Genomic DNA, 24,919 nt, shown 5'->3' with positions numbered 1-24,919 from the left:
ATGCGGTGAAAAGAATCAGCCGTGTAGGAAGGTACGCAGTGAATATCCTCTAAGTTATTGATTTTTCTTGCTGTGGCAGGCGTTTCCGCCACGTTGTTCACGGTCATTTCACCCAATCCGTTGCGGCGTTCTCAGATAGAACGGTAGCCCCCTTGGTCTAGACGTGTATCACTCGGACCGAACCTCGTATGGATGCTGCCAGTTCGCCAGCTACGTCTACCGGTGAAATGACGGTCGGCGTCGTGCCGCTAGACGCAAAGTCGATATTCGCTGACCGCTCGGTGTTTGCGGCGCTGTCGGCCGCAGCTATCGTGGTCGCCATGCCCGGTCGTACTCAGCGCCCGACAAATTTCGGCGGACGCTTGGCGTTGAAGGCCTCGACACCCTCCTTGAAGTCGTCCGACTGCCGCAGACGGCTGTAGCAATGGCCTTCAAGCTCGATGGCGATCGCCAACGTGGAGTCCTCGGTATCGTTCAAGAGTTTTTTCGCGGTCCGCTGTGCCAATGGCGAGAATGTGCGCAGTTCATCCACCAGCATGTCCGTCGCCTTCTCCAATTCCGCATCGGGCACGCATTCGGTGGCAATGCCCCACTCCAGCGCCTGCTTGGCGGAAATGCGCTTGGATCGCATCACGATGTCCTTGGTACGGGTAATGCCCACCATCTTCTGCAAGCGAGCCGAACCTCCCGACCCTGGAATCTGGCCGAGTTTCTGTTCCGGCAAGGCGTACAACGTGGTTCCAGAGGCGATCCGGAAGTCGCAGGCCAGCGACAACTCGAACCCGACGCCGAAGCAATAGCCGCGATTGGCCACGATCACCGGCTTGGCACAGCGCGCTGGCGACGCGATGTTCCAGGCAAGCTTGGAGACGTGTTCGGGGCTCGCTTCCAGGAAGCCGCCGATATTGCCGCCGCTCGAGAAATGCTCTCCCTGCGCACGCAGGACGATCACGCGCACTCGCGCATCCTCGTCAAGCGTCTCGAAAGTCAACCGGAGTTGATCGCGCTCCGGCATCGCGACGACGTTGTAGGGAGGTCGAACGAGAATGATGTCGGCCCGCTCGCGCGCTTCGTCGATCTCGACCTGAAACCCGTCGAGCTTGCTCAGACGGGGATCGGAAAACGTGTAGGGTGACGGCATGTGAGCGTTTCCTTCTGTTGGGGAGATTTGATCAGGCGGCGCCCGACGGCGGTGCACGCTCGGATTCGTATTCTCCGGCGACGAGCAGCCGCCGGAGCAGTTTTCCGACCGGCGATTTGGGAATTGAACCGACGAAGACGTATCGTCGCGGACGCTTGAAATTGGCCAGCCCGGAAGCGCGACAGAACTGCTCGAGTTCCGCTTCCGAGACCGGCCTGTTGCGCCGGACGAAGGCAGCGACGATCTTGCCCCACCTCTCGTCTACAAGACCGACGACAGCGACCTCGGAGACCGCGGGATGCAGGGAAAGGCAGCTTTCGATTTCTACCGGCGAGACATTTTCGCCGCCGGTAATGATCATGTCGTCGACCCGGCCGGTTACGAACAGATCGCCATCGGGATCAATGAAGCCGGTATCGCCGGTGAAATACCAGCCCTCCCGCAACGCCTTGGCGTCGGCATCCGGGCGCCGCCAGTAGCCTTCGAACGCCTCGTCTCCGGCGAGCGAGGCGATGATTTCGCCCTCCTCGCCCGTTGCCGCAAACTCGGTGACCGAGCGCGCGCCCATCCGCACCACCTTGATGTGCTGGTTGATACCAGCCTTCCCGGCCGAACCCGGCTTGGCGACAGCGTTCTGGTCGATCGTGAAGGTGTAGATTTCGGAACTGCCGTAGTGATTGACGAAAAGCGCCGGCTTGAACGCCTGATTCAACTTCTGCAGCAATCCGTCCGTCATTGAGGCGCCGGCGAACCCGATTTTCCGTACGCTCGATACGTCCGTCGCCGCGAATGCCTGGTGGTGGACGAGGTCGTGATAGAGCGTCGGCACCAGGTAAAGGTTGGAGATCTTCTCGGCCTGGATCAGCGCCAACGCCTGGCGGCTGTCGTAGCGCGGCAGGCAGACGAAAGTGCCACCAATCAGGGACATTGCGAGCAGTGAGCGGACGCCCATGGTGTGGTAGAGCGGCATCACGCCCAGCGTGCACTCGTTGCGGCCGTAGAGATTCTGCGCCACATGCGCAATCGCCGCAGCGCGTTCGGCGCGATGGCGGCGCGGCACGCCCTTCGGTTTGGAGGTCGTGCCTGAGGTGTAGAGCATGATCGAACAGGCCTCGGCGTCGACCCGGGGGACGGCATCCGGTGCGCGGCCTTCGACCATATCGGCAAACGCCAGCGCGCCGTCATCACGCCCATCGGTGGCAACGCGCTGCAGCACTCCGGCAAGCCGGGATCCCCTGACGGCTGCAGCGGAAACGTCCTGGTAGAAGACGGCGCGCCCTTCGGCATTCTCGATGCAGAAATCGAGCTCGTCGGGCTTGGCACGCCAATTGACCGGCGTGATGACGAGCCCTGCGAATTGGCACGCCCAGTGCAGCGTCGCCGCCTCCCAGCGGTTCTGAAGCACAGTGATGACGTGATCGCCGGGTTTGAGCCCGATCCGGTCGAACGACGCTACCAGCGACGAGATCTTTCCATACCATTGATGATAGGTGAGACGAAGATCGCCATCAACAAGCGCAACGGCGCCGGGATCACGCGCGACGCTGGCGACAAAACTGCTGCCGAGATCAAGCATCTGACTTCTCTTGGCTGGTTGCGGCAAACTCGGCGGCTGCCTCGAGCGTCGCCCGTATGATCGGTGTGTAGCCGGTGCAGCGGCACAGATGGCCGCTGAGCAGGTCGCGGATATCGCGCTCGCTTGGGGTGGTGTGTTCCTGCAGATAATGATCGAGCGACATCAAGATGCCGGCGGTGCAGAAACCGCATTGCAGGGCATGGTTGCGTCTGAATGCCAGTTGCAATACGCCGAGCCGGTCGGGAGACGGCGCAAGGCCTTCCACCGTTCGCACGTCGCAGCCGTCGATCTGCACGGCCAGCGTCAGGCAGGCCCGCGTCAGCATATCGTCGACCACAATCGTGCACGCACCACAAACACCGTGCTCGCAGCCCACATGGGTACCGGTGGCGCCAATCTGGTGGCGCAGGAAATCGCTCAGCAGCATGCGCGGTTCGGCTTCCGCCTCCGCCGGCTTTCCATTCAGCGTGAAACGAACGAGGTGACGCTTCTCCGCGCACAGGTGGCTCATTGCAGCACCTCGCGTACCAGATCGCGTCCGATCGCCCGCACCAGATCGCGCCGATAGCGCGCGGTCGCGTGCACGTCGTCGCGCGCGTCGAGCTCGTAGGCGAAGCCGTTCAGCGCATCGTCCAGCGCGCTGCCATCCAGCCGCGGCCAATCCCGCGCAGTGGGAACGTCGGCGACGCCGCCGACCACAAGGCGGACGCCGCTCGATGTGGCGAGCGCCGCGCAGGCCACGATGGCGAAATCGCCGTGCCGGCGCGCGACCTCGCGGAAGGCGCAGCGGCTGTTGCCTTGACAGGGAAACGATACGGCCTCGATCAGCTCATCGTCCGCGCGCGCGGTGGCCATCATGCCAACAAAAAAATCCTTCGCCGCCACGCGGCGGGACTTTTTCCTGCTGCGCAGATGCACTTCGCCACCCAGCGCGATCAGCGCGAGCGGCATCTCGGCGCTGGGATCGGCATGGGCCAGCGAGCCGCACACGGTGCCGCGGCTGCGGGTCTGGACGTGTCCCACCCAGGGCAAGGCGCGCGCAACGAGATTCAGCCTCTGCGTCAACTCGGGCCAGACCAACAATGCGGCCTGGCGCACGCCCGCGCCGATGGTCACAGCGCCGTTCTTTTCGTCGATGCCGCCGAGTTCCTTCAATCGCATGATGTCGATCAGGAATTTCGGCCTGGCGAGGCGCATATTGAGCATTGCCATCAGCGACTGGCCGCCGGCGATCACGCGCGCATCGCCACCTTCCTTCGCCAGCCCATCAAGGACCTCATCGACGGATTCGGCGCGGACATAGTCGAAGGCGGGAGGCTTCATCGCCGGCCTCCGAACATGCTTGCGAGCCTGCCGAACAGCGCCAGCCAGGAGCCGGATGGGGCCTCACCACCGGCCTTGCGCGCGAGCGCGGCAAAGAACTGCCCGATGATGACGCGCGTGGCGCCATCGAGCAGGCGGCCGCCAATGCTGGCCACCTTGCCGCCGATTGCCGCCTCGTAAGCATATTGTAGCCGTGTGCCGCCCTTGTCGTCGGGCTCCAGCGTAATGCGTCCCTCGGCGCTGCCGAAGCCGAGCGCGCCCTCGGCCCTGCCGCGCAGCGTAACGGCATGCGGCGGGTCGAGATCGGACAATGTGACGTCGGCGCGATAACGTCCCGTCACGGGTCCGATGCCGAGCGTTACATCGGCACGGAAATGCGTGTCGGAGACCCTGTCCACGCGTCGACACCCAGGGATCACCGATTGCAGCGTGACAGGGTCGAGCAACATGGTCCATACCTGCTCCGGTGCGGTATCGACGGTCGCGCTGCCCGCGCCGCGCAGCCGGCGATCGCCGCCGCGTTCGGCGGCCGGCACGCTCGATCGCCCTGCCGGTGCGGCCTGCTCCGGCCCACGAACTCGATCCGCGAGCCTCGCGGGGACCAACGGCAGCGTAACGTCGCTCAACCCCAGCGCATCGGCGACTGCATTCGCCACACAGACCGGCGTCGACATGCAGTTGCCCTCGCCGACGCCCTTGGCGCCGAGCGGGGTAAAAGGCGACGGCGTCTCCATGTGAATGATCTGCGGTTCGGGAACCTCGGTCGCTGTCGGCAGCAGATAGTCGGCGAATGTTCCGGTCAGAAAACTGCCGTCCTCGCCATAGGCGTATTCTTCGTAGAGCGCCGCTCCCAGAGCCTGGGCGAACCCACCACGGATCTGACCGTCCACCATGCCCGGATGCAGGATGGTGCCGCAATCATGCATGGTGACATAGCGGTCGATGCGGATCTCGAGGGTGGCGCGGTCGATCTCGACGCCGCAGAAATCGAAGATGAAGCCATGACACAGCGACGAGTTGATGCGGTCCTCATCATCGGGCGCGGTCAGCTCGGGCGGGGTCCAGAACACCGTCTCGCGGATGGTCTGTCCGGCTTCGTCCGGCAGCGAGCCCGGCGACCAATGGCTCAGCGCGGCCACGCGCGAAAACCCAATCCTGTTTTCCGGATTGTGCCTTGACGCCACAAAGCCGTCGGCAAACGCGATATCCGCGACCTCGACGTTCAACTGGCTGGCGGCGATGCGGGCCAGGCGTCCGGCGATCCGCTCGGCCGCCAGCTTTGCCGTGCCGGCCACCGCGGCGGCAAACCGGCTCGCATAGTTTCCGGAGGCGATCGACCAGGCATCCTTGGCGGTGTCGATCTCGGTGTTGACGCGAACATCCCTCGGATTGAGGCCAAACACGTCAGCGACAACCTGTGACAAAACGGTGCGATGACCCTGGCCCTGCGGCACTGAGGCGACGTGCACGGATACGCCGCCCACCGGATCCAGCGCGACCGTCGCGGTAGCCTGCGCGCCATTCTTCGGGCCGGCCTTGCGACGCTCCGCGGCGGTAAGCACCGTCGTGATGTAGCCCATGTTCGAAACGCTGGGTTCGACCACCGCGGCCAGACCGATTCCATACAGGCGACCTTGCGCGCGAGCATCGTCCCGCCGCGTCTTCAGTTCGGCGAACGCGCCCTGCTCCACGGCGCGCGCAATGGCCTCCTGATAATTGCCGGAATCGAGCAGCGCCCCGGTCGCGGTGCGATAGGGAAAGGCGTTCGCAGGGACGAGATTACGCTTGATGATTTCCAGCGGATCGAGATCGAGGCCAACCGCGATCCGGTGCACGAGGCGCTCCAGTGCGAAATAGACCTGTGGTCCACCGAACCCACGGTTCAGCCCGGTCGGTGTCTTGTTCGTGACCACGACCCGGTTTCGCACCTTCACATGGCGGATGTCGTAGGCGCCGGTGAGATTACCATGCATACGGTAAAGCGTTGCCGGCTCAGGCGCCCGCAGATGCGCACCGCAGTCTTCGACTTGATCCCAATCGAGGGCAAGAATCCTGCCTTCTGCCGTAACGGCCGCCGACAGTGTCGTCGACCGGTTGGTCGCCGAGACCGACGCAGCCAGATGTTCGAGCCGGTCCTCGATCCACTTCACGGGGCGCCCGACGGCGCGGGAAGCTGCAGCGACCAGCACAATGTAGGGAAATACGCCCTGCTTGACGCCGAAGCTGCCGCCGGAGTCGGGCGGCGTTCGCAGCCGCATGCGATTACCGGGCACCTTCAGCGCACGGGAGATGACGGTATGGATGCTGAACGGTCCCTGGAAATTGGCCAGGACATCGAATGCATCCTCGGCGGCGTCATATCCGGCGATCACGCCGTAAGTTTCAATCGGCGTACAGGAGTTCCGTGGGTATTCGATATCGATGGTAATGCGATGCGCGGCTTCGGTGAACGCCTGCTCCGGATCTCCATAACGGAAGCTGCGGTCGCTCGCGAGGTTGCCGGGAAAACCGTCGTGCAGGACCGGCGCGCCCGGTGCGAGCGCCGCAAGTGGCGCGACCACAGCGACACGTGGGCGGTATTCGACGTTGATCAGGTCGATCGCATCTTCAGCCCGGGCGCGGTCGGTTGCCACGACAACGGCTACCGGCTCGCCGACATAGCGAACGCGATCGGTCGCGATCGGCCAGCATTCGACCGGCGCTTTTACACCGACGACAAGGCTGGACGTCAATGCCTTGACGTGTTCGCCGGTGAGAATGGCAGCGACACCCGGCGCCCTGCTCGCGGCTTCGGCGTCAATCGAAACGATATCCGCATGCGCATGCGGCGAGCGGAGGATAGCGGCGTGCAGCGTTCCAGGCGGCGTACCCAGATCGTCGATGAAGCGGCCACGACCGCTCAGGAGTGCCGCGTCCTCGACGCGCTCCATCGAACGGCCGACCCAGGGCCGATGCTCTGCCCCGTCTTGACCGATGATTGATGCGGATCGAACAGCGGCTCTCGCCATTCCGACACTCCTCCCGATCGCGCTCTCCGACACGGTCTGGAGCAATTGCCAGAATGTCCGTCGTGCGAGCCATATCTGCCATTCTCACAACTTACCAATTCGTCTCATTTAGAACTCGATCGTGCGCCGCAACATCAGTTCGCAAGCCGCGAGACATTGCGGAATTCGCGCGGGCCGACGCCGGCGTGATCGCGAAAGAAGCGCGTGAAATGCGCCGGCTCGGCAAACCCAAAGCGATCGCCGAGTTCGCCGACCGGCGTATCCTGGTGGATCACGGCATCCAGCGCCCGCTCCATGCGAACGACATTCAGATAGATTTTGGGCGATACGCCGAGTGACACTTCAAACAAGCGGAAGAACTGCGCCCGCGACAATCCAGCTTCCTTGACAAAATGATCGACGCTTGCGCACGAGCCCTCCTGCGCGCGCATCGCCTCCACCACCCGTTTGATCCGCCAGTCGCAGGCCATCGCTTTCATGCCGCGGATCGAGTTGGGAAAGTTGCGCCACGGGGTGAAGCGCTCGATCACCGCGATCATCAGCTCCGACAACGTCTGCTCGTGGGCACGTTTGCAGTCCGGGCGCGTCATCATCTCGCTTGCCAGCCGCATGGCGAGTTGGCGGATTCGAGGCGACACCTCCCCGGTGGGTTGCTCGAAAAACCCGGGCGCTCCGCTCGCAGCCCATCCCGCGCGAAACTCCTTCAGCCATTGCGGCTCGATATAAAGCGCGAGAATGAGCGTTCGCGGCCGCTCCGGGTCATGCACATAGGCATGCGGCTTCCAGCCATCCACCAGCACGGCGCAGCTGTCGGTGAGAGGATAAACGCGGTCGCCCACCACGAACTGCGTATCGGCGCCTTCAACTTTCAACAGGACATGACAATGCGGATGCGCATGCCGCACCAGCGAACGGTCCATGTCCAACAGCGCAACCCGGCCAAAGGCGCCATGAGCAATGCGCAAAGCTGTCGACATCCGGAGCCTCCCTTCGGATTTGCCAGGCTTTGCCTCAGCATAAGCCAGGTGCGCGATTATCGCGAGATTCGAAACGTGTCCGGACACGCCGGTGCAGGTCAGTCCTTATCCTTGCAAGGCAGCGACCCCCACTTTCAGCGTACGCTGCCGCAATTGGGTCAGGGTGGCATTGGGCGTGATCGCTTCGGGATCGACCTTCAACTCGAGAAGGGCGGGTTTGCGATTTCCGTCTGCGAAAGTCCGGGCACGCGCGAATGCGGCGGCAAAACCTTCGGTCTCCAGAACGATTTCGCCATAGCCGCCGAAGGCGCGCGCCAGCGCCACGAAATCCGGATTTTCCAGAGTGGTTGCGTGAACCCGTCCGGGATACTCCTTCTCCTGATGCATGCGGATCGACCCGTACATACCGTTGCTGACGACGATCACGACCACGCCGAGACCGTATTGCGCCGCCGTTGCAAGCTCATTGGCGCTCATCAGGAAACAGCCGTCGCCGGCAAAGCAGACAGCGGTACGTTCTGGATGGACGAGCTTGGCCGTGATCGCGGCCGGCAGGCCATAGCCCATCGCTCCCGACGTGGGTGCGAGCTGGGTTCTGAAACCGCCGTAGCGGTGGAACTTGTGCACCCAGATGGCGTAGTTTCCGGCGCCATTGGAGATGATGGCATCCTCCGGCAGCACCTTGCGCAAGTGCAGCATCACCGCGCCGAGATCGACCGGACCCGGCATGGTGCGCGGTGTCTGGTCGGCCATTAATTCCGCTCGCGCCTCGGCAACCCAAATCTTTCGTCGCGCCTCCGCGCGCGGCTGCATTGCACCATCGGGGCGCAGTCGCGCGACGGCCGCGGCCAATTCGGGCATTCCGGCGTTGATCAGAAGATCGGCTTGATAAACGCGGCCGAGTTCGGCCGGATCGGCATGGACATGAACGAAGCGCTGCGACGGCTTCGGAACCCCGAACAGCGTGTACCCCGACGTCGTGGTCTCGCCGAGGCGACCGCCGATGGCGATGATCAGGTCAGCGCTGCGAATACGCTCAACCAGTCCTGGGCTTGGCCCAAGCCCGACATGGCCGACATAGTTTGGATGGCGATTGTCGAAGATGTCCTGCCGCCGGAAACCGCTCACCACCGGAAGGTCGAAGGCTTCGATGAACGTCTTGAAGTCCGCACACGCACGGGCGTTCCACCCGCCGCCTCCAACGATCACCAGCGGCCGCTCGGCGCGCGCGATCATCTCGAGAAGCCGCGACAGTTGAGCGTCGCCGGGGTGCGCCGCAGCGCGCGCATAACGTCCGGCATCCGCAACCGCGGCTTGTTCGGCGAGCATATCTTCCGGCAGCGACACCACAACCGGCCCCGGTCGCCCTGACACGGCGACATGAAATGCGCGACTGACCAATTCGGGAATGCGCTCGACGCGATCGATCTCGACAACCCACTTCGCCATGCCGCCGAACATCTGCCTGAAGTCGACTTCCTGCCAGGCCTCGCGCCCCAGCATGCCGCGGGAGACTTGTCCAATGAACAGGATCATCGGCGTGGAGTCTTGCGAGGCGGTGTGAACGCCGATTGCCGCGTGGCTTGCACCCGGCCCTCGCGTGACAAAGCAAATGCCGGGCTGCCCGGTCAGCTTTCCATAAGCCTCGGCCATGTGCGCTGCGCCCGCCTCGTGCCGCGTCACGACCGTCTTGACCGCATTGCCCGCGCCGGCCAACGCATCGATCGCCGCCAAAAAGCTTTCGCCCGGCACGCAGAACACCGTGTCGACGCCGTGGATCTTTAACGCGTCAACAAGAATTTCACCGCCGCTGCGCAGGCCTGAGGTGCTCAACATCGACAGCTATTCTCCAGAATTGTCGGCCACGACCACACCCTTTGCGCGCTCGTCTTCGTCGACATGGCGATTGGCTCAGCCATTTTCTGGCCGTAGCCTTGCAACAAGGCTGGCGAACGCAGCACTGGAATCCTTCTGCAGGACCGATTCGAGATCGACCTGCTCCTCCCCTTTGACATGAATGCGCTTGAAATCGAGCTCGGGCGCGGCGATTGGCACGGTCGCATCGAGCCCCATCTTTGCGCTGATCCCGTCATTGGTCGTCGGATCCAGCTTGGAACCGAGCGCCCCGGAGATAACCAGCAGGTCGCGATCGGCCTGGAAACGCGTGGCGACGGCCCACTCGATCTCGTCAGTATCGCTGATGTTGACGTCCCGGTCGACGACGACCACCTGCTTTATGTCGTAATGCGCGCCAAAGGCGGACATGATGATATTCTTTGGCTCGCCGTCGGACGTCTTGTCGATCTGCACGGCCAGATGATAACGGCAGACGCCGCCCCGGGTGAGGCGTAAATCCAGCACGTTGGGAAAGCTGCGCCGCAGATGCTGCAGCAGCGTCGCCTCGCGCGGCACGCCGCCGAGAACGAGATGTTCGTAGCCCCCACCCACGATCGTGTGAAAGATCGGCCGCTCGCGATGGGTAATCGCGTCGACTTCGATCACTTCGCGATTTGCGCGCGGCCCATAATACTGCGGAAATTCGCCGAACGGTCCTTCCGGCGCGCGAATGCCGGGAAGAATTCGTCCCTCAATCACGATCTCCGCATGAGCGGGAACGCGAACCGAATTGGTCTTGCATTTCACCACGTCGACGGGGCGGCCGAGAAGCGCGCCGGCGATCCCCATCTCGTCCTCGTCCAGCGCTGCAATTGCCTGCGATGCCAGGATCAGGGCGGGATGCACTCCGATCACGATGGCAATCTCGAGCGCCTCGCCAACCTGTTCTGCCATTCGAAAGTAAGCAAGCGTATGGCGCGGCAGCAGCAGAACGCCGATCCGATTTGGCCCGCTGATTTGGCAGCGATGGATCGAGACGTTCTGCACGCCGGTGCGCGGATTGCGGGCGATCAACAGCCCCGCAGTGATATAGGGCCCGCTGTCGCGCTCGTTGTGTTTTGGGATCGGCAGTTGCCTGAGAAGATCGACTTCCTTGTGCACCACTTCCTGCACGGGCCCGCTTGCCACCTCGCGGACCGGAAGCGGCTCGCGCGCCGCGGCAAGAAAGCGGATCAGCAATTGATCCTCTTTGACCCCGATCGCATCCGCAACCCAGTCGCGTGCCGCAAACAGGTTGGCGACGACGGGGATGCCATGACCGCCCGGCTTGGGAAACAGCACGGCCCGGTCGCGCTCGAGCCGCTTTGATACGGCCGCAAGCTCATCCGTCAGATCGATCCCCTCGCGGGCGATGGCAAGCTTGCCGTGCTCTGCAAGGTGAGTGAGCCAGGAGCGCAAATCCTTTGGGGCGTCCACCCCGGACAGGTTCTCGGTCCGCATGTTGCGATCCTTTCCGCGGTTTTCTTGCTTTAGGGAGTTTTGCGCAGCGGACGACGCTTCAGGTCTTCGTCCTCGCCCCAACGCCTGATGACGCCGATATCGATGTCGAACAGATCCAGCACGCGTCCGACGGTATGTTCGACCATCTCGTCGAGGCTGTCGGGCTTGGCGTAGAACGCGGGCACCGGCGGCGCGATAATGGCGCCCATCTCCGAAAGCGCGGTCATGGTACGCAGATGTCCGGTATGCAGTGGGGTCTCGCGAACCATCAACACGAGCCGGCGGCGCTCCTTCAATGCGACGTCGGCGGCCCGCGTCAACAATGTCGTGGTGACGCCGGACGCAATCTCCGACATTGAGCGCATCGAACAGGGGGCGACAATCATGCCCGCTGTACGGAATGATCCGCTGGAGATCGGGGCCGCCATGTCGTCGATGGCATGGCTGAAACTGGCAAGCGCCCTGACCTCGGAGATCTTCAGGTCGGTTTCGTAAGCGAACGTCTGCTCGGCCGTCTTCGACATGACGAGATGCGTCTCGATGCCGGCATTGCGCAGGAGTTGCAGCAGCCGTGCGCCGTAGATGACGCCTGAGGCGCCGGAGCTGCCGATGATCAGCCGTCGTGGCTCCCGATCCTGCATGACGTTCAATGGCTCCCTCAGTTCGGTCACTCGCCCAACGCCCGCTGTCGGCCGCAACTTTCGGCCCACCCGCAACGGTTCGAAGCGACGGTAGAGGGAAGACGGGATCAGAACAAATAATGATTGGTGATCAACTCGATCATATGAAATGATGGGAAGATGCGGGTTTGCAACGCCGGGTGGCTGGAAGGGAGCGTCAATGGAGTTCAGGCAGATGCAGTACTTCCTTTGCCTCGCAGAAGAAAAGAACGTCACGCGCGCCGCCCGCCAGCTCAATATCGTGCAGCCGGCGCTGAGCATGCAGATCGCCAAGATCGAGGCCGAGCTTGGTCAAAAACTGTTCGACCGCAGCATCCACGGAATGACGCTCACCGTCGCGGGCGAAGCCCTATTCCGGCTTGTGACCCCGATCCTGCGCGACGTTGAATACGCCAAGCAGGAGATGGCGCGGCTTGACGGCCGCATTTCAGGCAGGGTTTCGGTTGGGTTGATCACCTCGGTTGCGCAGAGCACGATGGCAAGCTCTTCGGCAGCAGTTGCGCATCTATATCCGGAAATCACGCTCTCGGCGTGCGAAGGCTACACGGAGACGTTGGCCGACTGGGTAAACTCCGGGCAACTCGACTTTGCGTTGATCAACGTGCCGCGCAGGCGCGTTTCGCTGACGGCGCATCACGTGCTGGATGAGGAGATGGTGTTCGCCTGCCGAAAAGATGCACCGGTCAAGCTGCCGGCAAGCCTGCGGTTCGCGCATCTGGCCGATTTCGACGTGGTGCTACCGTCGAAGCGGCACGGCCTGCGCATAATTCTCGAGGAGCACGCTGCCGCGGCGGGCATCGAATTGAAGCCGCGGCTGGAGCTAGACACCCTGCCGGCGCTTTGCGACGTGATTGCCACCACGAATCTCGTCACCGTGCTGCCGACGATCGCGCTCCAGCAATCGCTGGCGAAGGGAAATGTGCGAGCCCATCGTTTTGCCGACCCGAGGATTTCCCGCTCCATCGCCTGGGTGCATCATCCGCGCCGGATGGTATCCCCCGCCGCGAGGGCGGTGCTCGACATCATACGCCACAACCTGGTCGAGGCGGCGACGTCGGCCAGAATCTATCTGGGGCCAGCCACCGCGGTTGATTCCAAACCTGGAACCTCGCCCCGCCGCAAGCCGCGCTCGTCGCGGCCCCGGTAATCATCCAGAGTTATCTATGTTATCATTCGTAATTATTTGCGTTGATGGCTGCGCTCGCCGTAGGGAAGTCACGCCACGCAACGAGGGCTATTCTCATGACCGGCGATATCAGCCGCACTGCTTTGCCGCTCGCGCGGGCTTGGGGCGCCGGCAGCAGGACAGGCCCCGAGGCGCGACTGCAGCGAAGGCTTCCGACGCTGGACGATATCGAACGTCGAGCCCATCGCCGCATTCCGCGCTTTGCCTTCGACTTTCTCGACGGCGGCACGGGAAGCGATCTCAACACGCTGCGTAACCGGCACGCTCTGGATGCGGTGGAATTGGTGCCGCGCTATGGCACGCCGGCCCCGGTCCGTACCGAGACCGAGCTTTTCGGCATAGACTGCGCCGCGCCGATCGGTATTTCGCCGGTGGGCGTCGATGGCATCATTTGGCCTGGCGCCACGAAGATCTTTGCGGCGGCTGCCGGCAAGATGCGAATCCCCTACATCGCCGGTACACTCGCAACCGCTGCAATCGAAGAGGTCGCGGAACTCGCAGGTCCTTACGGATGGTTTCAGCTTTACGGACTGCCCGCAAACGATCATTCCGTCACATTCGATCTGATCAAGCGGGCCGCCGCGGCCGGGGTACGCGTCCTCTCCGCAACATTGGATGCGCCGGTTCGCTCCAAGCGGCCGCGCGACCTGCGCAACGGTCTGGTTGTCCCGTTCCATCCTACCGTAAAGACCATTTTTGATGTTGCTTCGTCGCCGGCCTGGCTGCTCGCGCTCGCGAGAGAAGGCATGCCGGCCTTCCGCAACATGGAGCGCTACGTCGAAAAGCCGGCGACGCTGGCGAAGACCGCGGGGTTTGTGCAAAGTCAGATCAAGGGCACGTTCTCCTGGGATTTCGTCAAGCGAATGCGCGACGCCTGGTCCGGAGCACTGGTCGTGAAGGGTGTATTGCATCCTGCCGACGCCGAGCGGGCGATTGCCGTGGGCGTCGACGGGATACTGGTCTCAAACCATGGTGGGCGTCAGTTCGACGCCGCGCCTGCGGCGATCGATGTCCTGCCCGCGATCACCGCAGCCGTCGGCACCAAGGCCACCATCCTGTTCGACAGCGGCATCCGCTCAGGCCTGGACGTAGCGCGCGCCATCGCGCTCGGAGCCCACGGCACGTTTGCCGGTCGCGCCTTCCTTCTTGGCCTCGGTGCACTCGGCGAACGAGGAGCAGCCTATGTTGCCGGGCTTTTGAGGGAAGAGTTGGAAACCGCAATGGGGCAACTGGGCACGCCATCTCTCGACGCGCTACCGCAACTGTCAGTTCGCCATCGGGACGCGTTCGATTTCACCTGAAGTTCGCAAAGAGCACACCCCACGCGACAGCCGCGTACGCTTCGTTTCCGGCGCCGCCGCCGCCCCAGGCAAACACTCAGGCGCCGCGCCATGCCTTATCTCGGCTGACTTTTAACGGCTGGTCGCGCCAGCTCGGCGCGCCGCCGAACAGGGCATCTGCAATTTTTGAGACTCTTTGGTAAGTCGCGAGACTCGGTGGGATCGAGATGCGTCAGCGATAGGCCCAAAAGTACGTCACAAGGGCGCCCCAAGAGCGCCGTGACAAGAAAAGGCCGAGCCCGCGGTCCTGCAGTTGCAGTGCCATCCGAGTGGGCAGGCTCTGCGAGGAACCCATCTTCGAGGAGGCTCGATGTTGCTCCGCCATGCTGTTATTGCGCTCTGCATGTTATCCGCTCTGGCCGTATCCGGACCGTCGGCCGTTGCAGACAATTATCCCTCCCGCCCGATCACGTTGGTAGTGCCATTTCCTGCAGGTGGCGCAAGCGATGCGGTAACCCGCATCCTGGCAGAAAAATTGGGAGAGGCGCTGGGCGGCACCATCGTAGTCGAAAACAAGGGAGGCGCTGGCGGCAATATCGGAACGCACAGCGTGGCGAGGGCTGTTCCGGATGGCTACACCCTGCTGTTAAGCTCTTCAGGCCCGCTCGCCGTCAACAAAACGCTCACGCCAAACCTCCCTTACGATCCGGAGACCGATTTCGAGCCGATTTCACTGATCTCCACGATGCCCAATGTTCTTGTGGTCAACCCGAAAAAAATCCCTGCATCCAACGTGCAAGAATTTATCGATTTCGCGAAGGCCCAGCCCGAGCAGGTCATGTATTCGTCGATCGGCAACGGCAGTTCGCAGCATCTTGCAGGCGTGCTGTTCGAGCGCCGGACGGGAACGCGTCTGCGTCACATCCCGTACCGCGCCGCCGGACCACTCGCGATGGATCTTCTCTCTGGTGACGTGCCTGCAAGCTTTCAACTCATACCCAACATTGCGAGCCAACTTCAGGCCGGCGAGCTACGGCCGCTTGCGGTAACCAGCAAGCAACGCAGCAAGGCACTTCCGAATGTGCCCACGATCGCCGAAGCGGGTATTCCAGATCTGGACTCCTTCGCGTGGTTCGGCCTGCTCGTGCCGAAGGGAACACCAAAGCCGATTGTCGATCGACTGCACAAAGAGGTGGTCAGGATCATGTCTGATCCGACGGTGCAGAAACGGATGATCGATATTGGCGCCGACCCTGTCTACACGAGCCAGGCTGAATTCAAGGCGTTGATCTCATCTGAGGTCGCCAAATGGCGCGATCTCATCAAGGAAGCGGGCATCACACTCAATTGACGTTTGCGATCGAGGTTGCTCAAGGGCTTCCCGGACGAAGTGCGCTCTGCCCCCGCCGCGATTGGCAAGCGCCCTCACCGGGATCGGGTTGACCTCCATTCGCGAGCCGATCAGCAGCGGTGATGTCAAGGCCAAGAAGCATGGGAGGCGTACGATCATCCTGCCGGACGATTTGAGAGTATGGCTCAAAACGCTGCCGGACGCCCGCAAGCCGATTGAAGAAAAGCCCCGCTTAGGCGGGGCTTTTACTTTTCGGCGGTGCTGCGGAGCCGACTGAGACGGTTGGGAGAAGCGGTAGATAGTTGGCAATCTAAAAACAATACGCCTGAAAAAGTCCAACAATTATTGTACCTTATCTGATCCCGTCACGGATCATATATCCGGCGCCACGGATCGTGTGCAGCAAGGGCCGCTCAAAGCCCTTGTCGATCTTGGAGCGCAGCCGTGAAATATGCACATCGATGACGTTGGTCTGCGGATCGAAATGATAATCCCAGACGTTTTCCAGAAGCATCGTGCGCGTCACCACCTGGCCCGCGTGCTTCATCAAATATTCGAGCAGCCGGAATTCGCGCGGCTGCAGCGTCAACTCGTCCTTGCCGCGGGCGACCCGATGCGAGAGACGGTCGAGCTCGAGATCGCCGACGCGGTAGGTGGTCTCTTCGGCGGGGCCGACATTGCGGCGCGACAGCACCTCGACGCGCGCCTGCAGTTCGGCAAATGAATAGGGTTTCGGCAGATAGTCGTCGCCGCCGGCGCGCAGGCCCTTGATGCGGTCGTCGACCTGGCCGAGCGCGGAGAGGATCAGGACCGGCGTGCGATTGCCCTTGTCGCGCAGCGCGCCGATCACGGACAGGCCGTCCCGCTTGGGCAGCATGCGATCCACCACGAGCACGTCGTAATCGCCGCCGTCGGCCATCGACAGGCCCTCCTCGCCATCGCTGGCGAGATCGGCGACATAGCCGACTTCACGGAACGCCTTGACCAGATAGTCGGCGGACTCGCGATCGTCTTCGATGATCAACAGGCGCATCTGAGTGACAGGCGTGGGGATGGCTTCGGTGGCGCTCACGGAACTGGCTTCCTCTCACCATGGCGCGGCCGCCCTGCACATGCAAGGCGACCGGCGATTCTGTCGATGAAGTGAAAAAAGCGGGCGGTGAAGCTGGGGGACCTCACCGCCCTTAGGCCCTTCCGACGGAGGGGGGCGTGTTCCGAAGGAAGGTTGCCTGAGGGAGCGAGTTTTGCACCCGCTCCCCGGAAGGAGACGTCGGCGGGGGCGACGAATGCCGGCGAAACCCTCCATCTGATATCTAGTCCTCGTTTAGCCCTTCGCCAGCGGCACCGCGACGAAGCGCGACGAACCGCCGCTCTTCACGCGCATGAGAACGCTGTTCTTGTTCTCCGTGCGGGCGGCGTCGATCGCCTCACGCACCTCGCCGACGCTGGCGACGCTCTTGCCGGCGACTTCGAGGATGACGTCGCCTTCCTTGAAGCCGCGTTCGGCCGCCGCGCTCTTCGGGTCGACCTCGGTGATCACGACGCCTTCCCTGCCAGCGCCGGCCACGCTGTTGGCGGGGGCAACCGTCAGGCCGAGCTTCGGCACACTGGTTCCCTTGGTCGGGCCACCCTTGTCTTCCTTGTCGGGGTCGGCCTTGGCCTCGACCGTGTTCGGCAACTGGCCGAGCGTCAGGTTGATGACCTTGTCCTGGCCCTTCTGCAGCACATTGAGCTTGACCGCAGCTCCAGGCGCGAGACCGCCGATGGTGCGGGCGAGTTCCTTGGCATCCTTGACCGGCTCGCCATTGACGGCGGTGATGACGTCACCGGACTGGATGCCGGCCTTGGCCGCCGGACCATTCTGCTGCGGTTCCGCCACCAGCGCGCCTTCCGCCTTCTTCATGCCGAGGCTGTCGGCAATGTCAGACGTCACTGGCTGGATCTGGACGCCGATCCAGCCGCGGCTGACCGAGCCCTTGTCCTTGAGCTGGGCGATCACGCTCTTGACCGTCGAAGCGGGGATCGAGAACGCGATGCCGACGCTGCCGCCGGACGGCGAATAGATCGCGGTGTTGACGCCCATCACTTCGCCATTGGTGTCGAACGCCGGACCGCCGGAGTTGCCCTTGTTCACGGGCGCATCGATCTGGATGAAGTCGTCATACGGGCCGTTGCCGATGTCGCGGCCGGAGGCCGAGACGATGCCGGCGGTCACGGTTCCGCCGAGCCCGAACGGGTTACCGACGGCGAGCACCCAGTCGCCGATCCGCGGCTTGGAGTCCGACAGCTTGGCGAACGGGAAGTCAGTGCGGCCCTCGACCTTGATCAGCGCGAGGTCGGTGCGTGGATCGGTGCCGATCACCTTCGCGGTGTAAACCTTGCCGTCCTCCATCGTGATCTCGACCTTGTCGGCGCCGTCGACCACGTGGTTGTTGGTCACGGCATAGCCGTCAGGCGAGATGAAGAAACCGGACCCCTGACCCGTCACCGGGCCACGGCCGCCACGCGGTCCGCCGCGCAGACCCGGGGGCAAGCCATCCGGGCCGCCGAAGCGACGGAAGAAGCGCTCCATCGGCGAACCCGGCGGGAACGGCGAGTCCTCGTCCTTGTTGGCGCTATCGTCCTTCGAGCTCTTGGCGGCGATGTTGATCTTGACCGAAATCACCGACGGCTTCACGCGCTCGACAATGTCGGCGAACCCGATCGGACGCTCGACCTTGCGGACCTCGGTGTTGACCTGCGCATTCGCCGCGCTGGTGAAGACATCGAGCGGGCCCTGCTGCGGCGAGAAGCCATACACGGCGGCGCCGAGGCCGGCGACGACGGAAGCCATCAGCGCGAACTTGCGCGCGGAGAACAGCGAACGGCGCGGCGCGCCGTTGGACGGTAGCTGGGAAAGATCGACGGGACGTTCGGTCATGTCTGTAAAATCTCCAGAGCGTGAATTCTTCATTCTTCTACGGTGCGGGGGTGGGCACCTGTCACATCGGAAGATGGGGCCTGCCGCCTTACCGCGCGCTGGCTAGGGAATTAAACTTTGGTAATGCGGCGGCTTATGGATGCGACGGAATAGCGCAGGCAATCAATGGGTTAGCGCAGGCTGAGAAACGGTCCTCAGGGGAACGGCTCCTCGCCATATTCGAGTAGGTGCAGGTCTTTCGAAGCACTCGTAAATCTTACGTTAAATCAATTCGTGCCACAACCTCTGCACGAACAACAAGAGCGTGGTTGCGGGCCGCCGAAGGCGAACTTCGATCCTCGCCGTCAACGACAACGATCAGAAGAAAACCATGGTCAGCGCCGTTTCCAGCCAAGCCGCCACCTTTAATCCCGTCGCCTATACGGCTCTCGATACGGCCGACAACGCCAAACAACCCGCATCGAACGCGACACCGAACGAGAGCGACCGTGGCCCGGCCACGCAGGTGTCGCTATCGCAGGACGCGCTGGATCATCTGATGGCCGCCTTGAAGCAAGGCCCGGACGCCGCGCAGCAAGCCTTGGATGCCTATTCACAGACGGCTAAGGATCGTTTCCAGGCAGGCATACAGGCGATTCATCACCAAGCAGAATTGGCCAATGTTAGCTTCCGGCTGACAATGCTCGATCTGCAGGACACCCGGCAAGACACGAATAAGGCAGGCATCGAAAGACTTCAGAAATCCTACGACAAGATGCTGAACTCTCCGATATCCCCCCTCGTAACGCTCAATGCTGCAGACACTGCTAAGGCATTGCAGATGTTAAAGGACGCCGGCCGGACACTGCCCCCTCTTGGTCCAGACGTTACCTATGGCTTCGTGAAGGACGGTATCCAGTACAATTTCCGAGGCGATGGCACGGTAACCACCCGCAAGGAAGGCATCGCAACGTCCGTCGAGGATCAGCAAGAGGCGTTGGCTTCCATCCGTGCCATGATGGATTTTATGTCGAGCGACATCCGGGACAACAGCGGCGCTCGCGCGAACCTCATCGCGCAGCGCGACGCGCTGATGGGTAAATAGCAGCAACCATCTGAAAAGGGAACGGCGCAGGAGCTCTCCTGCGCCGTCTTCTTGCCTCTTGCGACTCTAGACTAGCTGATCTGGATGCCGTTGCCGTTGATGTCGAACACGAATTCGAGAGTGTCCGCGTTGGCCGGATCGAAGAAGCCGACCACATCGACGTAGTTCTCGAAATTGGTATCGAGCGCATCGTTGCGGGGACGCGCAACAATCGCACCCCTCGCCCGAAGACCCGCCTCAGCTCTTCATCTTCAGCCGGCCCATGAAATCACGCTTGCCGAGCGGCACGCCGTTGGTGCGCAGGATGTCGTAGGCGGTGGTGGCGTGGAAATAGAAATTGGGCAGCGAGAACGACATCAGAAAGCCTTCCGCCGTGAACGGCAGTTTGCGCTCGCCGAGATTGAACACGACGTCCTTGCCGGACAGCGCATTAACGGCCTCCGGCGTCCATGCTGACAAGGCGTCGCGGGCCTCCGCGACCAATCCCTGCAATCCCGCATAATCGTACGGCGTGTTGGACGCGGGCGGACGAAACTCTCCGCTTTGCACGCCCTCGATGGCGCCGCGCGAATGCTGGGCGACGGAGATGATCTGGAAACGCAGCGGCAGCATGTCGGGCGCCAGGCGCGCCTCGACGATGCTATCCGGATCGATGTTGTTGTCGCGAAAATGAACGAGGCCGCGCTCGAGGAAGCCGCTGACGGCGCCAAGGGTCTGCAGATAATTCGCCACGCTGGCGTCGTAGAGTGAGAAGGCCATATCCGGTTTCCCCTGGTTATGTTTATTTTGACAGGGGAGTCATAGCTAAAACCTATTCGCTTGCAATGGCGAACTAAGACTTCTTGTCCGGCGCATCGGCTGCGAGCAAGCGCTCCAGCCTCGCCTGTTCCTCATCCGTCAGATGCAACAGCGAAGGATCGGTCGCGCTGCCGGTATTCGAACGGCGGCGGCTGTAGAACCAGAGCGCCAGCCCGCCTCCGGCCAAGGCGAGCGGCGGCAGCAGCCAGAGCAAGAGCGTATGCGGCGTGAAGCGCGGCTTCAGCAGCACGAACTCGCCATAGCGCGCGACCAGAAAGTCCATCACCTGGCTGTCGCTGTCGCCGGAGGCGATCCGCTCGCGCACCAACAGGCGCAGGTCGCGCGCCAGCGGGGCGTCGGAATCGTCGATCGACTGGTTCTGGCACACCATGCAGCGCAGCTCGCGCGACAGGTCGCGGGCTCGCGCCTCCTTTGCCGGATCGGCCATGATCTCGTCGGGCTGCACGGCGTGAGCCGGCCCGCAAAGCGTCGCGGCGACAACCAGCACACATGCTGCAACGAGGCGCTTCAAGGCTCTACTCCGCCGGCTGCAGCGCGCGGGCGGCCTTGGCCGGCTTGGGCGCGCCGACGCGCAGGCGGCGGTCCGAGAGCGACAGCAGGCCGCCGAACGCCATCAGGACCGGGCCCCACCAGATCAGCAGCACCAGCGGCTTGTGATAGATACGCACCGCGATGGCGCCCTCGGCATTGGTTTCGCCGAGCGAAACGTAAAGCTGGCTGGCGCCGCGGGTCAGCAGCGCGGCCTCGGTGGTCGATGATTCCCGCGTGGTGAAGTTGCGCTTCGATGGCGTCATCACGCGCAACTCCTCGCCGTCGAGCGTGACCGTGAACTGGGCGATCATCTCGCGAAAATTCGGCCCCTGCCGCTGCGTTACGCCATCGAGCTTCAACTGATAGCCGGCGACCTTGGCGACATCGTTCGGCTTCATCGAGCCGATATATTCGCTGTTCCAGGTGGTTTCGCAGACGATCCCGATCAGGGCGATGCCGACGCCGGCATGGGCGAACGCCGTGCCCCAGGTCGCCCGCGGCAATCCGCGCGCGCGGGCCACCGCAGTCGCCAGGGGAGCACGGAACAGCGCCGTGCGTTCGGCCAGATCGCTGAGCGCGCCACCGATGACGAAGACCGCTAGCCCGATCGCAAGCGGCGCGAACGTGGCTCCGCCCCAGGTCCACGCCCACAGCACGGCGATCGCGATCAGCGCCGCAATGCCGGCTGCCGTCAGCCGCTGCGCCGCGCCGAGCAGATCGCCACGCTTCCATGCCAATAGCGGCGCGAACGGCATCGCCGCCATCAGCGGCACGAACAAGGGACCGAAGGTGAGATTGAAGAACGGCGCGCCGACCGAGATCTTGTCGCCGGTCACAACCTCCAGCGCCAGCGGATACAGCGTTCCGATGAAGACGGTGGCGCAGGCCGTGGTGAGAAACAGGTTATTGAGTACCAGCGCGCCCTCGCGCGAGATCGGCGCGAACAGTCCGCCCTGCTTCAGCGCCGACGCGCGCCAGGCGTACAGCAACAGGCTGCCGCCGATAAAGATGCAGAGGATCAGGAGAATGAACACGCCACGCGCCGGATCGGTCGCGAACGCATGCACCGAGGTCAGCACGCCCGAGCGCACCAGGAAGGTGCCGAGCAGCGACAGCGAGAAGGTCAGGATCGACAGCAGGATGGTCCAGACCTTCAGCGCGTTGCGCTTTTCCATCACGACGGCTGAATGCAGCAGCGCGGTGCCGGCGAGCCAGGGCATCAGGGAAGCATTCTCGACAGGGTCCCAGAACCACCAGCCGCCCCAGCCGAGTTCGTAATAGGCCCAGTACGATCCCATCGCGATGCCGAGCGTGAGGAAGATCCACGCCACCAGCGTCCACGGCCGCACCCAGCGCGCCCAGGCGGCATCGATGCGGCCTTCGATCAGGGCGGCGACGGCAAACGAAAACGAAATCGAAAATCCGACATAGCCGAGATAGAGCATCGGCGGATGCACGGCGAGGCCGATGTCCTGCAGCACCGGATTGAGGTCGCGGCCCTCGATCGGGGGGCTGGCGATGCGCAGGAACGGGTTCGAGGTGACCAGGATGAACAGATAGAACGCGGCGGCAATCCAGCCCTGCACCGCCAGCACATGCGCACGCAGCGACAGCGGCAAATTGTTGCCGAAGGCGGCGACCAGGCCGCCGAACAGCGCCAGGATCGACACCCACAGCAGCATCGATCCTTCGTGATTGCCCCACACACCGGTGATCTTGTAGAGCAGCGGCTTCATCGAGTGCGAATTCTCGAACACGTTGACGACGGAGAAATCCGAGACGACGTACAGCATCGTCAGCGCCGTGAACGAAGCCGCCACGAACAGCAATTGCGCGAGCGCCGTGGAGCGCGCGACATTCATCAAGGCATGATCGCCCCAGCGTGCGCCAAGCAACGGCACGGTGGACTGGATCAGCGCCAGTCCGAGCGCCAGCACCAGCGCGTAATGCCCGGCTTCCGCGATCACTTCGAAGCCCCCTGGACCGGCGCGGCTGCGGCCGCGGCGCCGGGCTTTGCGCCGTAATCGTCCTTCCAGTGCCCCTGCTTCTTCAGGGCGTCGGCGACATCCTTGGGCATATAGGTCTCGTCATGCTTGGCGAGCACGGTATCGGCCTTGAAGACGCCGGAGGCATCCAGCGCGCCTTCGGTGACGACGCCCTGCCCTTCACGGAACAGGTCCGGCAAAATGCCCTTGTAGGCGACCGGCACCGTGGCGCTGCCGTCGGCGACGCTGAAATTGACAGCGAGATTGTCGCCGCGCACCAGCGAGCCCGGTTGCACCAGGCCGCCGAGGCGGAACCGCTTGCCGGGCGGGATCTGCTTCTCGGCCGCCATCGTCGGCGTGGAAAAGAACACGATGGAGTCGCGCATGGCGTTGAGGACCAGCGCCGCGGCAATTGCGAGCACCGCGAGCGAACCGCCGATCATGGTCAAACGCCGTTGCTTGCGCGTCATTTCTATCCTCTGTCTTCGCCTTTGGGTTCCGGCATCATGCCTCACCCACCAAGCCCGAGATTCTTCACGCCCTCATTGAGCTGGCGCAAGCGCTCGGTATCGTTGGCGACCGCCTGCCGCGCCTCAGTCAGCGCGCTCGCCGCCCTGTCGCGTTCACCCATCACCATATAGGCCCGCATCAGCCGCAACCATCCCTCGACATCGTCGCCGTTCTGCTTCAGCCGGGTTGCGAGCCGATCGACCATGCCGCGGATCATGGCGCCGCGGTCGGCCTCGTTCATGTCCTTGGCCGCGGCCATCGCATCGTTGGACAGCGCCGGCGCGGCAGGATCGCCGACCCTCGCCAGCGCCGCCTCGATCAGCGACCGCCATGGCGCGTCGGCCGGCGCCTTGGCGAGCATGCCGCGCCAGATCGCGGCGGCATCGGCCTGGCGGCCATCCTGTTCGGCGGCGAGCCCGAGGTAATAATTCGCCCTGGGCTCATTGGCGTTCTGCGCCACCGCGCGTTCGAATTCGACCTTGGCCTCCGCCGTGACGACACCGCCCGCCACGATCGCTAGCGCCTCGCCGAGATCAGAGCGACGCTCCGCGCTGTCACCGGCATAGGTGATGACGTTACGGTAGGCCCGGACCGCATCACCGTAACGGCCGAGACGCGCCAGCACCGGCGCCAGCACGGTCCAGCCGCGGCCGTCGGACGGATTTTTTTCGAGGTGCGCCTCGACCTGCGCCACCATGTTGTCGAGCGGCTGGTTGACATCCGCCGTGCGCGTGCGTGAGGCCAGCGGAAAATCACCAAGACGCGGCGAGCCGAGCGCGAGGTAGAACGTCACCGCCGCGATCGGCAACCCCACCAGCGCCACGATCGCGGAAGCGCGGCGCAGGCTGAGGTTCGACCGCGCCGGCAGGTCGCGCTGGCCGTCCGCGGCAGCGAGCAGGCGGCGGCCGATTTCGACACGCGCGGCCTCGGCCTCGGACACACCGATCAGACCCGCAGCGACGTCGCGATCGATCTCGGCGAGCTGATCCCTGTAGACCACGGCCTCACTGCCGCCGGCCGATGCAGAGGAGCCGCGGCTCAACGGCCAGAGCACGGCAAAGATCGCCGCGACCGTCATCAGCGCGAACACAAACCACAACGTCATCAAGCGGTTCCCGGGGGCGGAACGGCGCGTCCAGGCGAGCGCCGATACGCCGCTTTACACCACCGGCGGCAAGCCCGGCAATTGACAATTGCGGCAGAAAAACCACC

The 24,919-nt window shown here is 63.3% G+C and carries 20 protein-coding genes; 4 read left to right on the top strand and 16 right to left on the bottom strand.

Features of this window, described 5'->3' with window-relative positions; translation table 11 throughout:
* Window positions 1-334 precede the first annotated feature (334 nt).
* The 9 genes from V1279_RS09425 to V1279_RS09385 form a co-directional block, all read right to left on the bottom strand.
* Window positions 335-1,141: an enoyl-CoA hydratase/isomerase family protein gene (locus tag V1279_RS09425; protein WP_334434629.1), complete on the bottom strand. Its 807-nt coding sequence runs from the start codon at window positions 1,139-1,141 to the stop codon at window positions 335-337.
* Between the two features lie 31 nt (window positions 1,142-1,172).
* A complete protein-coding gene (locus tag V1279_RS09420) occupies window positions 1,173-2,717 on the bottom strand; it encodes an AMP-binding protein (protein ID WP_334434627.1) in 1,545 nt (514 codons plus the stop codon).
* On the bottom strand, window positions 2,710-3,228 hold the full coding sequence (locus V1279_RS09415) for a (2Fe-2S)-binding protein (protein ID WP_334434624.1): 519 nt from the start codon (window positions 3,226-3,228) through the stop codon (window positions 2,710-2,712). Before V1279_RS09415 ends, V1279_RS09420 begins: the two co-directional genes overlap by 8 nt.
* On the bottom strand, window positions 3,225-4,040 hold the full coding sequence (locus V1279_RS09410) for an FAD binding domain-containing protein (RefSeq protein WP_334434622.1): 816 nt from the start codon (window positions 4,038-4,040) through the stop codon (window positions 3,225-3,227). The genes V1279_RS09415 and V1279_RS09410 overlap by 4 nt, the downstream gene beginning before the upstream one ends.
* Window positions 4,037-7,048: a xanthine dehydrogenase family protein molybdopterin-binding subunit gene (locus V1279_RS09405; RefSeq protein ID WP_334434620.1), complete on the bottom strand. Its 3,012-nt coding sequence runs from the start codon at window positions 7,046-7,048 to the stop codon at window positions 4,037-4,039. The genes V1279_RS09410 and V1279_RS09405 overlap by 4 nt, the downstream gene beginning before the upstream one ends.
* A gap of 134 nt (window positions 7,049-7,182) precedes the next feature.
* Entirely contained in the window at window positions 7,183-8,025 is an 843-nt protein-coding gene (locus V1279_RS09400) for an AraC family transcriptional regulator (protein ID WP_334434617.1), read from the bottom strand.
* A 105-nt stretch (window positions 8,026-8,130) separates the two neighbouring features.
* A complete protein-coding gene (locus V1279_RS09395; protein ID WP_334434614.1) occupies window positions 8,131-9,861 on the bottom strand; it encodes a thiamine pyrophosphate-binding protein in 1,731 nt (576 codons plus the stop codon).
* A gap of 75 nt (window positions 9,862-9,936) precedes the next feature.
* Window positions 9,937-11,361, bottom strand: a complete 1,425-nt coding sequence (locus tag V1279_RS09390) for a UbiD family decarboxylase (RefSeq protein WP_334434612.1) — start codon at window positions 11,359-11,361, stop codon at window positions 9,937-9,939.
* A gap of 29 nt (window positions 11,362-11,390) precedes the next feature.
* Entirely contained in the window at window positions 11,391-12,002 is a 612-nt protein-coding gene (locus V1279_RS09385; RefSeq protein WP_334446284.1) for a UbiX family flavin prenyltransferase, read from the bottom strand.
* A 199-nt stretch (window positions 12,003-12,201) separates the two neighbouring features.
* On the opposite strand from V1279_RS09385, the gene V1279_RS09380 reads away from it, so the two are divergent.
* From V1279_RS09380 to V1279_RS09370, 3 genes are all read left to right on the top strand, one after another.
* Complete coding sequence (locus tag V1279_RS09380; protein ID WP_334434611.1) at window positions 12,202-13,188, top strand: LysR family transcriptional regulator; 987 nt, start codon at window positions 12,202-12,204, stop codon at window positions 13,186-13,188.
* A 95-nt stretch (window positions 13,189-13,283) separates the two neighbouring features.
* Entirely contained in the window at window positions 13,284-14,528 is a 1,245-nt protein-coding gene (locus V1279_RS09375) for an alpha-hydroxy acid oxidase (protein ID WP_334434608.1), read from the top strand.
* Between the two features lie 349 nt (window positions 14,529-14,877).
* Entirely contained in the window at window positions 14,878-15,858 is a 981-nt protein-coding gene (locus tag V1279_RS09370) for a Bug family tripartite tricarboxylate transporter substrate binding protein (protein ID WP_334434606.1), read from the top strand.
* A 352-nt stretch (window positions 15,859-16,210) separates the two neighbouring features.
* Here V1279_RS09370 and V1279_RS09365 read toward each other — a convergent pair whose 3' ends face one another.
* Window positions 16,211-16,891 (bottom strand): response regulator transcription factor, encoded by a 681-nt coding sequence (locus tag V1279_RS09365; protein WP_334446283.1) that lies wholly within the window; start codon window positions 16,889-16,891, stop codon window positions 16,211-16,213.
* A gap of 291 nt (window positions 16,892-17,182) precedes the next feature.
* Window positions 17,183-18,778, bottom strand: coding sequence for a Do family serine endopeptidase (locus V1279_RS09360; RefSeq protein ID WP_334434603.1), 1,596 nt, complete (start codon window positions 18,776-18,778; stop codon window positions 17,183-17,185).
* A gap of 370 nt (window positions 18,779-19,148) precedes the next feature.
* Between V1279_RS09360 and V1279_RS09355 the strand changes: the two genes are divergently transcribed.
* The gene (locus V1279_RS09355; protein ID WP_334434601.1) at window positions 19,149-19,862 is read left to right on the top strand and encodes a hypothetical protein; all 714 of its coding nucleotides are present in this window, start codon (window positions 19,149-19,151) and stop codon (window positions 19,860-19,862) included.
* A gap of 237 nt (window positions 19,863-20,099) precedes the next feature.
* Here the strand turns inward: V1279_RS09355 and V1279_RS09350 are convergent, their stop codons facing one another.
* From V1279_RS09350 to ccmI, 5 genes are all read right to left on the bottom strand, one after another.
* Window positions 20,100-20,621, bottom strand: coding sequence for a DUF1993 domain-containing protein (locus V1279_RS09350; RefSeq protein ID WP_334434598.1), 522 nt, complete (start codon window positions 20,619-20,621; stop codon window positions 20,100-20,102).
* Between the two features lie 73 nt (window positions 20,622-20,694).
* Window positions 20,695-21,192 (bottom strand): cytochrome c-type biogenesis protein, encoded by a 498-nt coding sequence (locus V1279_RS09345; RefSeq protein ID WP_334434596.1) that lies wholly within the window; start codon window positions 21,190-21,192, stop codon window positions 20,695-20,697.
* Between the two features lie 4 nt (window positions 21,193-21,196).
* Window positions 21,197-23,179 (bottom strand): heme lyase CcmF/NrfE family subunit, encoded by a 1,983-nt coding sequence (locus tag V1279_RS09340; RefSeq protein WP_334434594.1) that lies wholly within the window; start codon window positions 23,177-23,179, stop codon window positions 21,197-21,199.
* The gene (gene ccmE / locus V1279_RS09335; RefSeq protein WP_334434592.1) at window positions 23,176-23,667 is read right to left on the bottom strand and encodes a cytochrome c maturation protein CcmE; all 492 of its coding nucleotides are present in this window, start codon (window positions 23,665-23,667) and stop codon (window positions 23,176-23,178) included. Before ccmE ends, V1279_RS09340 begins: the two co-directional genes overlap by 4 nt.
* 41 nt (window positions 23,668-23,708) lie before the next feature.
* Entirely contained in the window at window positions 23,709-24,812 is a 1,104-nt protein-coding gene (gene ccmI / locus V1279_RS09330) for a c-type cytochrome biogenesis protein CcmI (protein WP_334434589.1), read from the bottom strand.
* Window positions 24,813-24,919 lie beyond the last annotated feature (107 nt).

The sequence above is a fragment of the Bradyrhizobium sp. AZCC 1610 genome (assembly GCF_036924515.1).
In the GTDB taxonomy this organism is placed as follows: Bacteria; Pseudomonadota; Alphaproteobacteria; order Rhizobiales; family Xanthobacteraceae; genus Bradyrhizobium.
The sequence above is the reverse complement of the archived record's forward strand: the minus strand, read 5'-3'. Positions and strand labels throughout refer to the sequence as shown.